General features: G+C 37.2%; 12 protein-coding genes. 2 read left to right on the top strand and 10 right to left on the bottom strand.

All coding sequences use genetic code 11. The features are described from left to right. Positions 1–48: 48 nt before the first annotated feature. The 5 genes from BTR42_RS04750 to bsh all read right to left on the bottom strand — a co-directional run bounded on the left by BTR42_RS04750 (position 49) and on the right by bsh (position 4,235). The gene (locus BTR42_RS04750) at positions 49–663 is read right to left on the bottom strand and encodes a TetR/AcrR family transcriptional regulator (protein WP_012961783.1); all 615 of its coding nucleotides are present in this window, start codon (positions 661–663) and stop codon (positions 49–51) included. Positions 664–704: 41 nt separating this feature from the next. Beyond that, on the bottom strand, positions 705–1,811 hold the full coding sequence (locus BTR42_RS04745) for an ABC transporter permease (RefSeq protein ID WP_012961782.1): 1,107 nt from the start codon (positions 1,809–1,811) through the stop codon (positions 705–707). Between the two features lies 1 nt (position 1,812). Next, on the bottom strand, positions 1,813–2,538 hold the full coding sequence (locus BTR42_RS04740; RefSeq protein WP_012961781.1) for an ABC transporter ATP-binding protein: 726 nt from the start codon (positions 2,536–2,538) through the stop codon (positions 1,813–1,815). Between the two features lie 172 nt (positions 2,539–2,710). Next, positions 2,711–3,238 (bottom strand): DinB family protein, encoded by a 528-nt coding sequence (locus BTR42_RS04735; RefSeq protein WP_077496626.1) that lies wholly within the window; start codon positions 3,236–3,238, stop codon positions 2,711–2,713. 16 nt (positions 3,239–3,254) lie between these two features. After that, positions 3,255–4,235 carry a choloylglycine hydrolase gene (bsh, locus tag BTR42_RS04730; RefSeq protein WP_009853933.1) on the bottom strand — a complete coding sequence of 327 codons (981 nt, stop codon included), beginning with the start codon at positions 4,233–4,235 and terminating at the stop codon, positions 3,255–3,257. 312 nt (positions 4,236–4,547) lie between these two features. Here bsh and BTR42_RS04725 point away from each other — a divergent pair, with 312 nt between their 5' ends. Both BTR42_RS04725 and BTR42_RS04720 read left to right on the top strand, forming a co-directional pair. After that, positions 4,548–5,330 carry a CPBP family intramembrane glutamic endopeptidase gene (locus BTR42_RS04725; protein ID WP_077496624.1) on the top strand — a complete coding sequence of 261 codons (783 nt, stop codon included), beginning with the start codon at positions 4,548–4,550 and terminating at the stop codon, positions 5,328–5,330. A gap of 94 nt (positions 5,331–5,424) precedes the next feature. Next, positions 5,425–6,774 (top strand): hypothetical protein, encoded by a 1,350-nt coding sequence (locus BTR42_RS04720; RefSeq protein ID WP_009853931.1) that lies wholly within the window; start codon positions 5,425–5,427, stop codon positions 6,772–6,774. A 90-nt stretch (positions 6,775–6,864) separates the two neighbouring features. Here BTR42_RS04720 and BTR42_RS04715 read toward each other — a convergent pair whose 3' ends face one another. From BTR42_RS04715 to rnz, 5 genes are all read right to left on the bottom strand, one after another. Then, positions 6,865–7,110, bottom strand: coding sequence for a hypothetical protein (locus BTR42_RS04715; protein WP_009853930.1), 246 nt, complete (start codon positions 7,108–7,110; stop codon positions 6,865–6,867). Between the two features lie 198 nt (positions 7,111–7,308). Continuing rightward, positions 7,309–8,574, bottom strand: coding sequence for a DUF4352 domain-containing protein (locus BTR42_RS04710; protein ID WP_009853929.1), 1,266 nt, complete (start codon positions 8,572–8,574; stop codon positions 7,309–7,311). A 166-nt stretch (positions 8,575–8,740) separates the two neighbouring features. After that, on the bottom strand, positions 8,741–10,948 hold the full coding sequence (gene recJ, locus BTR42_RS04705; RefSeq protein ID WP_077496622.1) for a single-stranded-DNA-specific exonuclease RecJ: 2,208 nt from the start codon (positions 10,946–10,948) through the stop codon (positions 8,741–8,743). Positions 10,949–10,989: 41 nt separating this feature from the next. Continuing rightward, entirely contained in the window at positions 10,990–11,748 is a 759-nt protein-coding gene (locus BTR42_RS04700) for an SDR family NAD(P)-dependent oxidoreductase (RefSeq protein ID WP_077496621.1), read from the bottom strand. Then, positions 11,745–12,674 (bottom strand): ribonuclease Z, encoded by a 930-nt coding sequence (gene rnz / locus BTR42_RS04695; protein WP_009853926.1) that lies wholly within the window; start codon positions 12,672–12,674, stop codon positions 11,745–11,747. The genes BTR42_RS04700 and rnz overlap by 4 nt, the downstream gene beginning before the upstream one ends. Positions 12,675–12,707: the final 33 nt, after the last annotated feature.

Genomic DNA, 12,707 nt, shown 5'->3' with positions numbered 1-12,707 from the left:
GAAAAAGTCTCATCATCATTTTGAAATGAAATATTGGCTTTCTCCACCTTATTCTGACAAGAGTTTTAACGTTTGCTGCTCTAAAAGAGCGAGATCGTATTCTTCATCTTGACTTTCTACATCAAAAATAACCATTTGCATTATATAGCTAAAAAAAGGTGAAATCGCAATACGGATGACCTCTGTTTTTCGAAGATGATTTCCTTCACACAGACGCTCAGCAATTTTATCAATAGAGGGCGCTAATTGCTCCATCTGTTTCCCAATAAAGTGCTTCATTTCTGAATTCGTCAATAGTTCTTGCATGATAATCTTCACCAATGAGTGATTGGCTTTGATAAAAGCGTAACGATCATAAATAAAATAATGAACAATATCTTCTTTCTTGCTAAACTTCATAATATTTTGGATAAAAGGAGCGCTCAAAAGTTCTGCCATTGGCTCCAAGACACCTATTAACAATTCCTCTTTTGTCTTAAAATATTTAAAAATAGTTGCTTGACTCACTCCAGCCACTTCTGCTATTTGTGCAGTTGATGTTCCGTGAAATCCTTGCGCTGCAAATAACTTCATAGCTGCCAATAAGGTATTGCGTTTTCCCGAAGGCATTTTAACTTTCGATAAACGTTCTTCAAAAGATAAAACGATATTTTTTTCAGTCATGTAAAACTAAACTCCTTTTTATCACCACTTCTTTCATTATATCACACTTTACGATAGCGTTTGAGCCCGATAATATTAGCAGTGGTTAAACCAACGAGAAAGATTAATAAGATTAAAATATCAAAGGCAATGCTATTAAATCCGTCACCATACATGATAATCTTAGTCAAGGCATCTCCTGAGTATGAGAGAGGAAGAATTTTACCAATATACTGTACCCAATCTGCCATACTATCCAGAGGAATGATTCCTGAGAAAAAGAGCTGAGGCATGATTACCAGCGGTAAAAACTGCATCATCTGAAATTCTGATTTTGCTAGAGTAGATAATAAAATTCCAAAAGCTAGGGCTACCAAAGCTAAAACAAAATTCACAATGATGACATTGATAATATTACCAACTACCTCAATATCAAGCAGCCAGATAGTTGAAAGGACAATAACAACAGTTTGAATAACCGCTATGATACCATAGGAAATCATATATCCAAACACAATGTCGCTACGTTTAACGGGTGTGGCTAACAAACGATCAAGAGTACCACTCGTACGTTCTTTGAGTAACGCCATTCCTGAAATCAAAAAGACAAAGAAGAAAACCATGAAGCCCATAAGGATTGGAATCATCTTGGCAAAGAATCCCGTATTTTCGTCACCATAATCATAGTGTTCGGTTAAGTCAGTCGAACTAGCGTTGCTGGTAGGGAGAAGGGAAGCGAGACTCGGCGTTTCAGCTACAGCTTCCTTAACTTGGCTCATAAACTGGTTGATACTAGACAAACTAAGCACCGATTTAATAGCTTGACGGGTTAGAGTAGTTTTAGATGAGTCTGTATTGGCATAGGTTACGTCATAAGTACCATCATCAACTGTAAGAATCGCATCAACTTCCTGATTATCAAAATCCTTTTGTGCCGCTTTAACACTAGTATATTTTTCAACAGAAACATGTTCCACATCATCAAGATTTTCAATCAAACTACTTGGAACATCAACAGCAGCAATAGTTACTGAAGTTGTACTATTAGCCGAAAACATAATATTCATCAACCACATAATAAGAATTGGTGCCAAAAACATCATAGCTAGGGTACGCTTATCACGCAGTAATTCTTTTAATACTTTTTTTGCAATTGCTAGAATACGCATCTTAAAGTTCCTCCCTATCTTCAGCAGCCAAAAATGCTTCTTCCACAGTATTGACACCATAACGCTCTTTGAGCCCCTGCGGTGTATCAAAAGCAATGACGTCACCATGTAAGAGCAAAGCAACCTTATCTGTAAGTTCTGCTTCGTCCATAACGTGTGTCGTAATGAACACAGAACGTCCTTCTTGGCGAATATTATCTAACTCTGCCCATATTTTTCGACGAAGAGAAGGGTCAATTCCTACCGTTGGTTCATCCAAAATCAGTAATTCAGGATTTCCAAGTAAGGCAATGGCAAGTGATAAACGACGTTTCATTCCTCCAGAATAGCCTGAGACAAATTTATCAAGATGATCTTGCAAGTCAACAACTCGTGCTACATGGTGAATTTGCAAAGTTAAGTCTTTCTTGGCAATTCCTTTCATCTGTCCATAAAATTCCAAATTTTCAAGACCAGTCAAGGCATCATAAAGAGCATCCGATTGAGCCATATAACCAATTTTTCCCAAGATATGCCGATTAGGCATTTGAGTATTGAGCACCAAAGCTGTTCCACTATCTGCCTTTTCCATTCCCAGCATAGTTTTTATCATTGTTGACTTTCCTGCACCAGATGGACCAATCAGTCCGATGATTTCACCTTTATTAACTTCAAGGGTCACACCATTCAAAACCGTTTGCGCAGAGAAAGCTTTTTTTAAATCTTTCAAATCAATGACTTTCTCCATTGATAAACCTTCTTTCTATGTTTGATAAAAGTGAGTGATTAGTTACTTACAAAAGACATTATAGTGAGTATTCACTCACTTGTCAAGAAATAAGTCTCTTTTTTCTTACATTATTAAGCAAAAGACAAGAAGCCTCAACATGAGACTTCTTGTCTTTTATAGATAGTTTTTTTTAGTCCACTAAGCCAAGCAATCGTCGGCTGTAAAAGACTTGACCAGAATGCATGCTAGCATCATCGATAATGGAGACCAGACGCACACCGCGTGTGACTGCTGGCGTCCAATTGTCATCAACGATATCATCTAAACTGGATTCTGTTAGAGTTTCAACATAATTTATCGCTGCTATTGTAGCAGCCTTTAAATACCCGAATAAAGCTTCCTTATTATCACTTTGAATCAAGCGTGCTTCTGATAAACTATGCGCCCAATCTTGGGCATCGTCAGCTATAGTAAAGGGAAATTCTGCTTTCCAATTTTGGGTATGCCAGATTGGCTTTTCATCTGCCAAATCGGCAATTTGAAAATCGAGCTCTCGTGCGGTATGCCAAGCTAGCCAAGTCATGGATTTTATCTGCGGCGCTTGATTGGCCACAGGGAAGCGATTAGCTTCCTCTATGGTCACACCATTAAAAGCACGCTCAAATCGCTCATAAGCACGATTAAGATTATCTATTAACAAATCTTTGTATGTAGTCATCTTATCACCTCGATTGCTATTTATTTTGATAAAGTACATTCCATTCTTTTTGAAGTGGGTAACGAATTAATCGACTGCTATCAAGATTTTCTTGATGCATATCAATTGCTGTGATTTGTGAATTTTCATAAGTAGTGTAATAATAAATCCCTTTATCAACATTCACACAAGAACTATAAATAGTATATTCATATCCATTGCTTTCATCAACATAACACAAGCCTTTTTGTTGTTCAACAGATTTCAAAATATGGAAGAATTGATTAACGCTACTAGCTTCAGAACTATCAGCTACAGCATTTAATTTTGTAAATGCTACCTTAACGAAACGCGACATTGACGACAAATCACCCGGAAGTCCTATTCCACCCATACCACGACTGTAAACATCTAAATCGAGAACTTTTGAAAATAAATTGTCAGATACTTTTGGCGATAGGTGACGATAATTATTAAGATTAAATAACTGTTTATCAAATGTTGGATTATTAGTTAAAACACCTATAGGATTATCATATATAGCCACTTTATCCTTTACAGGTTCTACAACAATAGATTCCTTGCTATCTGAAATCATCCAATGCAATGGCGATACAGGATAGTCTGAACTAAAAGCATCATCAGTTAAATTTAAATTTTCACATTGTTGACGCACTTCTGACACACTTTCACACTGCGACAAGATCCAAAGGATGAATTCAAAAGAGGCAACATTTGTTTTGCCATCTTTAGCAGGTTTAAAATCAGCATTTTCTGGGAAATTTAATCCTGCCATACTTAAACCTTTTTCATTTGTAGCATCATAAAACAATGGATAGTCATCTACAACTGTTGCCATGCCAATAATTGCTAAATGAGTGTCTTGTTTTGTCTCGTACTTGAATGAAAGAGGATAATTTCTGGGACAAATCGTAACTTCTTCATGATAAGAAAAATCCAAATCAAGATTTCGACCAAAATAATTGTCTTTAGTTTGATAAGTTATAGCTGTACACATACGCTACCTCCACTAACAAGAACTCCTACAAGACCAAGCCATTACAACACGAACAAGGTCTTGATATTCGATATTTTTACACCTTCATTATAGTGCTAATCTGTACTAAATTCAATTATTTAGTGATTACAATTGACGTTATCATCATGGATTGCAACAGTTTATTGAAAATAAAATTATTATATCATGTCACTAGAATCTGTATCAAAAAACAATCATTTTATCCCAGATTCATATTATTTGACTACCTAAAAACAATATGCTATAGTTATTGTATTAATAATATAATACTAAAAATGGAGGATTCTAAATTTGATTATAGATTCAATAAAAAAAAGTAACGGCTTGTTACAATTAGTAACCGGAACAGTCGTATTTATGGCGTTTGTCATAAGCTCTAATTTTCTAAAGGATATGAGTAAAGAAGCTACAGTTGTTGGTGCTTCTCTAAGATTTTTGCTTAGCGTTATTTTAGCTGGTGTTTGTTATTACTTTATCAAATCTGAAAAATTATTTAACAAGTCTATTAAACTATCAAGAATGTCTAAAATTTGGCTAACAATCTTAATTTTACTTTTTATTGCCTTTTTAGTAGTAGCTTTAAATATTGGAGATAATATTCAAGGGGTCTTATCGGGCGGGTTTGGACTCTTTCTACCTTCTCTGCTGGTTGCATTATCGGCGGGAATATTTGAAGAATTTTTAGTGCGAGGATTATTTTTCTCCGGCATTTTAAATCTTTTCCAAAATAATCGTTTTAAATTAATATTAACATCACTAATCTCCTCAGCAATATTTGGGCTATTGCATTTGGTCAATATCATACATAGCCCAGTCCAAGCTGTTTTACAACAAGTGTTCTATGCAACGGTGATAGGTTTAGTTTTTGCTATTATCCGCATAACTGCTAATTCACTTTGGCTACCCGTCCTAATCCACGCTTTAATCGATTTTCAGCCAACAATTACATCCGGAACAGTTGATGTAAATCCGTGGTTAACACTCATTATTATTTATTCGCCACTAGCACTCTTTTCTATCATTACACTGTTTAGTTTAGATAAAAATCTTAATCAGCAAGAAACTAATTTATAAATTTATACTCTCAAAAACCGACAGTTCAGCAAGAACTTGTCGTTTTTTTCATTATCATAATGTTTTATAATAATGCCAAATAGGAGGTGTCAATATGTTTGAACAATTAAAACAAACTGCCAATCAATTAGGACGTATGCGTAAAGAGCATCTTATCAACCAATCAGGCTCAACCGCTGATGATAGCTTGGATAAGGTACGTTCAGGACAATCTTATCTTTATATGAGCCAAGGCATGGATAGCGAAGTTTTTGAGGTTCGTTTTAAAGAACGTGTCTCTGGTAGCGATTTGACCGAAGCCATTCGTTATGCCTTAATGCGTTTTCCATACATTAATACACGTTTGATTGAATTAGACGGTGACTTTTACATCGTGCAAAATCCTGTCGCCATGGTTGCGCATCCCACTAAAAAACTTGGAAAACTTGGCAGCATTCGTATCAATGAACATTTGGTAGAAGTCACTTATCATAAAAATTCTGCTTATTTTGCTTTTCACCATGCCCTTTGCGACGGTCGCGGTGTCAAGCCGTTCATTGAAACAGTCATTTACTACTACTGCCAACGTTTTTATCATTCTAATGCTCAAGCTGAAGGCATTCGTCTCAAAGATACGCCACTTTTGCCAAATGAAACCGCTGATGCTTTCTGGGAATTTTACGATTATGATGACAGCAAAGACTTTCCGACTTTCTCTCGTGATGCCTATGAAATTCCTGAAAGCAAGCCAAATGATGACATCAACGACTATCGTTTTGAGATTACCATTCCACAAAGCGATTACATGGCAGTTGCAAAAGCTAACAACGCAACACCTGTCATTTTACTAAGCTATGCGATCAGTCAAACCATTGCCAAACTTTTCCCAGATTTTGACAAACCAATCAATGCTAACATTGCCACCGATATGCGTGCGGCGCTTGGTTATGAAAATACCTTTAAAAATACTGTCAAATCAATGATTCTACCATATACTAAAGACGATACAAGCAAAACGTTTAAGGAAATTGCTACCAACTATCGGACTTATCTCAATCAACAAAAAGACATTGATTTCTGTAAAAAAGAGGCTAATGGTATCATCGGACTTTATAATAAATTAGATGAAGCACCGTCATTTGAAGAGAAACAAAAACTATTAGCTTTCATGGAAAATATTCACCTCAACACTTACACCATTAGCTACATTGGGCAATTCATTCTCAACGAAAACGAGCAATATATTGATAGTATTCACCTTTACAGCGCAGGAACAATCGGACTTTCAATTAATATGATTTGTGCCAGCGGTAAATTCACCATTGATGTCAAACAGAACTTTCCAGAAGATACTTATGTCAAACCATTTCTTGAAACCTTGGCAGAATTGGGTATCACAAACGCCCAAGTTTCTGACAGTATCCCATTTACCACACCAAAAGACGGTTTGAGAAATCGAAACTAAAAAATTCACCTAGCTCTTTTATGAGTCTAGGTGAATCTTTTTTGTATGATGACATAATTAACGATATGATATTCTTACTTTTTTAGTCATTTACCAAACAAAACCGTCATCATCATTAGTAACGTCTTTTGTCTTTCTGGTGGTATTTTGCGTTTGATTTTGTGAAGCTTTACCAATCAAAGCCCCTGCTGCAGCCGCTGCCGCACCTGCTAACAAAATACTACCAAGACCAAATCCGCCTCTTCGATATCCATAAGGCGGGCGATGGGGTGGACGAGGACCACCAAATTCTGGACCATGAGGTCCACCAGGACCTCGATCAAAATGATTAGGCATATTACTTTACCAAGAGAGCTTCGCTCTTTCCTTTCATTGCTTTCAAAGATTATAGCAAGTAGCATACGGCGTTTTGCTTAAACAAAACTAAATAAAATGGCTAACACATTAAAAATCAGCCTTGAGACCGAGGGAACTAAAAAAACAGCCACCATAAGCTTGCGCCTATCGTAACTGTTTTTAATGAATCACTATTTTTTAATAGAAGAAGTGTCCTGACATTGATTTTTGCAAACCAGAATAACCATAGTTAGTAATTTTATCAGATGAATCCACTGACCATTTTTTATCTTTAAGTGATAACGAAATACTGTTTTCGTCTGTTTCTGTGGCTAATTCTGTTGAATCAAAATGACTTGGAACACTAGCAAAGACATATTTTTCTGCATCCTGCATCACTGCTTCATCAGAAGAAAAATCTTTACCAGTTGCTTGTTCAAGGTAACCGTCAACCAAATCATTCATATCAATTTTAGCAATATCAATTGATTTAGATTCAACTTTTATTTTTGCAGAAGTTGGATACAGCTCTTCAACAGACACACTAACTTGTGCACGTTTGGCATTGGCTTCCATATATTGATTAACAAAAGTTTCCATTTCGCTATCACTTGGTGTGAAGTAATCAAATTCTGAACCCAATTCTTCTTTGAAACGTTTCACAAATAATTCTTTATCTGCCTCGATACTATTTCCAAGTTGGAAATCGTTATCTTTTTTCTTATCGGATTTACTTGCCAAGTTTGTTACTTGAGCTGTATCCGATGCCTTAACTCCTACCGAAGTTGATTGCCCAATTGATGTTGATTGAGAAGCCAAAAATACTTGGTTAATATAATCAGACGCTAATTGTTCAATTTCATCTCGGTTATCGGTAACTGTAACTTTTGCAAGTGATTGTTCTGCTTCTTTTCTATCGTAACTATCGTCTCCAGTTACTACACACTCTGCTTCAATTGAATAATCTTTACTTTTCTTTGGATCAACTTTATAAACAAGATAACCAGTTCGTTTCTTCCCTTTACCTAGACTTGCTCCAGCAAGATCCATAACCTTAAAATCGTTTGTTGATGCATAGACATATTCACTTGATAGTGTTTCACCATCTTCATCTACTAGTTGCACATCCGATGAGTTAATCTGAATTTTGTCGCTACCTTTATTTTCAAAAGTAACATTATAAGCAACGTAGGTAGTGCCCTTTTCTGAATCTTCTGGTATGATGACATCGGCTGAATTAACCGTAATTTTTAGTGGACTTCCAGATATCGCACTAGCAACAGAAGTCCCTGTTGAAGCTTGATAAATAGCAAATCCTACACCACCAATTACAATAACACCAGCAACTCCAGCGATGATTTTCTTCGTTTTGCTTAAACCACTCCATTGTGATTTTGCTTTCCCAACAACCTCAGAAAACTTATTTGTTCCCTTTTCATTTTGATTCGTATTCTTTGAATCCATTTTTTATCTCCTTTTCCCAAATAGTTACGCCTTCTATTATACCTTAAACAAAGCTTAAAATAAATACCAAACTAACATTTTTATTAAAAAAACTTAATATTCAATTTAGTTTGAAACAACAAATTAAAAATCTCCTTGGAACTATAATATTCCAAGGAGGTTATTTTTAGTCATCTTCATCAGTCAGCCAATCGTAAATTTCTTGTGGGGTTCCGAGCGCCATTAGCTCTTGGAATTTAACTTGTTGTTTGAGGTCTTGGTAGATTTGGCTTTCTGAAATACTGCGTTTCTGGGCATCTTTGTTGACGACCATAACACCATCTGTGATGGTTACAAAATCTAATTCATCAAAAATCTGAATCATTTTAACGAGTAAAATATCAGGGATATTAAGGTATTGACTCAAATCTTTCAACTTGTAGCGGACATCAAATTCTGGGAATTGATAGATAGTTTTATAAAGCTTAGCAAATTGGTCACGTGTGCCATAGCCTGTCAGATAATAAGCACGTTTAATATGATTTTTAAAATAAACGGCTTCAAAATGACGACCGACAAAGAGTGATTTCAATTCTTCAGCCTTATCAGGAATGTCTAACACCACAACTTCATTTGCCGTGCTATCTTCAGCCAATACTGGAACACGTTCTGGAAGGCTAGCTGTTTTGGAGCGAATATCAATCAACTGAACACCCTCAACACGCGCATCTTCCAACATTAATTGAACAGTCGTTTGCCCATTCCACTTATTAATCGATAAGGTCGTTGCAAGGCAAAGATTTTGCGCTTGTTGAAATTCCTGCGCTAGATGTCCTTGATTAAAGGCAACAAGGTCAATTGCCGTTGTGCCTTGGGCAATTTTTAATTTTAAATGCGCACCATTTTGTCCCATGGTGCGTGCTTGTTTCACCACAAAATCTTTAATTTCAAAGACTGGTTTTGGATTGTCCATGCCAAATGGTGCCAATTTTTCAAGACTGTGCACGGTATCAAGGTCAATCTCTGATAGCTCCAGAACCTCATCAATAACAAGCTCTTTTTTCTGTGATAGGTCAATATCATTTTCAGCAATATAATCACACAAAACTTGTGATAATTTATCAAGATTTTCAGTCACCAAAGTCATTCCAGCAGCGCCAGCGTGTCCACCAAAGGCTTCAAATAAGCCACGGTGCTCATCAAGGGCATGGAAAATATTAATGGCCTCAATACTTCTGGCTGAACCTTTAGCAAGCCCATCTTCGATATTTAAAACAATCACTGGCTGCGCGATTTGTTCTAAAATACGCCCTGCGACAATTCCTAAAACGCCTGGGTGCCAACCTTCTTTAGCCAATACTTGCACTGGCTTTTCCAAATCAACCATGCTCATGGCTTCTTCGAAGATTTTTTGAACAATTTCCTTGCGTTCTTCGTTTTTAGCATTAATCATCTTGGCAATGTTATGCGCTTCTTCGTCATCAAAGCCAGTCAATAATTCGACAGCAGGATTTGGGTCATCTAGGCGACCAAGTGCATTTAGCTGCGGAGCAATTTTGAAACCAACCGTTTCTTCATTGACATCTCCCATATCCACGTCTGAGACTTTCATCAATTCAATCAGACCAATGCGTTCGGTTTGTTTCAGAATTTCAAGTCCGACTTTAACCATAATACGGTTTTCATCAGTCAAACTCACCATATCAGCAATTGTTCCAATTGCCACCAGATCAAGCATTTCTGTCGGAATAGATTCTAGCAAAGCACAAGCGACTTTGAAAGCAACGCCACAGCCAGCCAGATATTTGAACGGATAATCAGCTTCTGGGTGTTCTGGGTGCACAATCGCAAATGCTTCTGGTAGCTCTGCTGGCAAGCCGTGGTGGTCTGTCACAATGACATCTACCCCCTGACTTTGTGCGTAGGCAATCGCTTCGTGCCCTGCTACGCCATTGTCCACCGTGATAATCAAAGAAACGTTTTGCTGCTCAATGAAATATTTATAGACCGATTCATTGGGACCATAGCCGTCTGTGAAACGATTTGGCAGATAAACTTGAGCTTCAGCGCCTAACATTTCAAGGGCTTCTTTCATAATACTGGCACTAGTCATTCCGTCAGCATCATAGTCACCATAAACCAAAATTTGCTCGTAGTTCTCAATGGCTTGGCGAATACGCTCAACCGCTTTATCCATGTCATGTAAAAGGTAAGGGGCATGCAATTGTGACAAATCCGTTGATAAAAATTGAGTCAATTTTTCTGCCGTATCAACACCTCGGCTATAAAGAATCTGACTAGCTAATTCTGTTAGTTTTTCTTTTTTTGTCAGCTCAAAAAAGCCATTATCTGGCTCTTTTTCAATATTTTTCCAATTGTATTTACTTGTTATCATTCACTTCTCACTTCTTATGTAGAGTTGAAACGACGCTTGTTTTATTTGTAATTAAATACTTTTCGAGCTAGAAAATCTGCGATTCTTGGGAAAAGTGTGTAAGCTTTGTGAGCTGCCGCAAGCGACCAAGGCATATTTAGCTCACGCTTATTCTTGCCAAAAATGGCAACGGTGCGTTTCGCAACGTATTCTGGCTGTAAAACAAACCGCCCAACACTTTTAAGATAGTCTCCTGACGGGTCTGCTTTATCAAAAAATTTCGTTGCAATCGGTCCAGGGTTGACAGTCGTCACGTAAACATTGCTATCAGCTAATTCTAGTCGCAAAGCATTTGAAAAACCAATCACAGCAAATTTTGTTGCAGAATAAACAGAAGATTTGGCAGAAGCAATCAAGCCTGCAATGCTAGCAATATTGATAATATGACCTTTCCCTGCCTCTTTCATCTTTTGTCCTACTAAACGTGAAAACGTCATTGTTGCAAAGGTATTAACATCAAACATGTCACGAATTTGCGCCGTGGTATAAGTGTCGAAATCACTAAAACCTCCATACCCAGCATTATTAATAAAAATATCAATGCGTCCATGGATAGCATAGATTTTTTCAACCGTTTCAGCAATCGCTACATCGCTTGACATATCAAGGGCAAAGCAAGCTGTGTTTGGACGATTGCCATAATGTGGTTTTAATTTCTTTAAATCACGTCCCAAGGCAATCACATAATCGTCTTTGGGGATACGTTTGATGATTTCTTGAGCAATACCACCTGTTGCTCCTGTAATGGCTATAATTCTCATAAGCTAATTTCTTCCAAATCTTTAACAAGGTGCGTGTTTTCAAAGACTGTTTTGGCGTCATTTTCGACTTGTTTGCACTCACGTCCGAGAAAACGAGCACTAATGTGGTTAAGCAAAAGCATTTTAGCTGACGCCTCTTTGGCAATTTGCGCAGCTTGCATGTTCGTTGAATGACCATGTTTACGCGCAATTTTTTCATCACCTTTGCCGTAAGTTGATTCGTGAACTAAAATATCAGCTCCCAAACCAAGACGAACACTAGCATCTGTCTTACGTGTGTCACCTAAAATAGTAATAATTTTTCCTTTTTTCGGTGCTGAAATGTAATCTTTGGCAATGATTTTTGTTCCGTCTTCTAAGATAACATCTTGCCCACTCTTGATTTTGCCAAAAAGCGGTCCGAAAGGCACACCAGCAGCCTTCAAAGCCTCAGCATCAAGCGTTCCTTCTAAATCTTTTTGCATCACACGATAACCAATACAGAAAATCGTATGATCAAGTTTTTCCGCGTAAACCACAAATTTATCAGTTTCCATAACTTTACCAAGGCTATTCTCGTCAAATTCATGGAAATGAATGCGATATGGCAAGCGTGCTCCTGACAAGCGCAAGCTATTTAAAATATACGAACGAATACCAATAGGACCGTAAACATCAAGGTCTGTTTGTTCCTCGTTAGCTTGAAAAGCTCGGCTAGCCAAAAATCCAGGCAAACCAAAAATATGGTCTCCATGCAAATGCGTGATAAAAATGCGCTTAACTTTACGCGGTTTGATTGTTGTTTCTAAAATCTGACGCTGTGTGCCTTCGCCACAGTCAAACATCCAGACCTCATTGATTTCATCAAGTAGCTTCAAAACCAAACTTGACACATTACGTGACTTTGATGGCTGACCCGCTCCTGTTCCCAAAAATTGTAATTCCATTCTATAATGATAAAAACCGAAGTTTTTATCTCC

The organism is Streptococcus gallolyticus subsp. gallolyticus DSM 16831 (assembly GCF_002000985.1).
GTDB classification, from domain to species: Bacteria; Bacillota; Bacilli; order Lactobacillales; family Streptococcaceae; genus Streptococcus; species Streptococcus gallolyticus.
This window is presented reverse-complemented; position numbering and strand designations above follow the sequence as displayed.

Excerpts from the sequence above, each read along its gene's own strand:
- BTR42_RS04750 (WP_012961783.1), bottom strand. The coding sequence starts at position 663 with ATGACTGAAAAAAATATCGTTTTATCTTTTGAAGAACGTTTATCGAAA.
- BTR42_RS04745 (WP_012961782.1), bottom strand. The coding sequence starts at position 1,811 with ATGCGTATTCTAGCAATTGCAAAAAAAGTATTAAAAGAATTACTGCGT.
- BTR42_RS04740 (WP_012961781.1), bottom strand. The coding sequence starts at position 2,538 with ATGGAGAAAGTCATTGATTTGAAAGATTTAAAAAAAGCTTTCTCTGCG.
- BTR42_RS04735 (WP_077496626.1), bottom strand. The coding sequence starts at position 3,238 with ATGACTACATACAAAGATTTGTTAATAGATAATCTTAATCGTGCTTAT.
- bsh (WP_009853933.1), bottom strand. The coding sequence starts at position 4,235 with ATGTGTACAGCTATAACTTATCAAACTAAAGACAATTATTTTGGTCGA.
- BTR42_RS04720 (WP_009853931.1), top strand. The coding sequence starts at position 5,425 with ATGTTTGAACAATTAAAACAAACTGCCAATCAATTAGGACGTATGCGT.
- BTR42_RS04715 (WP_009853930.1), bottom strand. The coding sequence starts at position 7,110 with ATGCCTAATCATTTTGATCGAGGTCCTGGTGGACCTCATGGTCCAGAA.
- BTR42_RS04710 (WP_009853929.1), bottom strand. The coding sequence starts at position 8,574 with ATGGATTCAAAGAATACGAATCAAAATGAAAAGGGAACAAATAAGTTT.
- recJ (WP_077496622.1), bottom strand. The coding sequence starts at position 10,948 with ATGATAACAAGTAAATACAATTGGAAAAATATTGAAAAAGAGCCAGAT.
- BTR42_RS04700 (WP_077496621.1), bottom strand. The coding sequence starts at position 11,748 with ATGAGAATTATAGCCATTACAGGAGCAACAGGTGGTATTGCTCAAGAA.
- rnz (WP_009853926.1), bottom strand. The coding sequence starts at position 12,674 with ATGGAATTACAATTTTTGGGAACAGGAGCGGGTCAGCCATCAAAGTCA.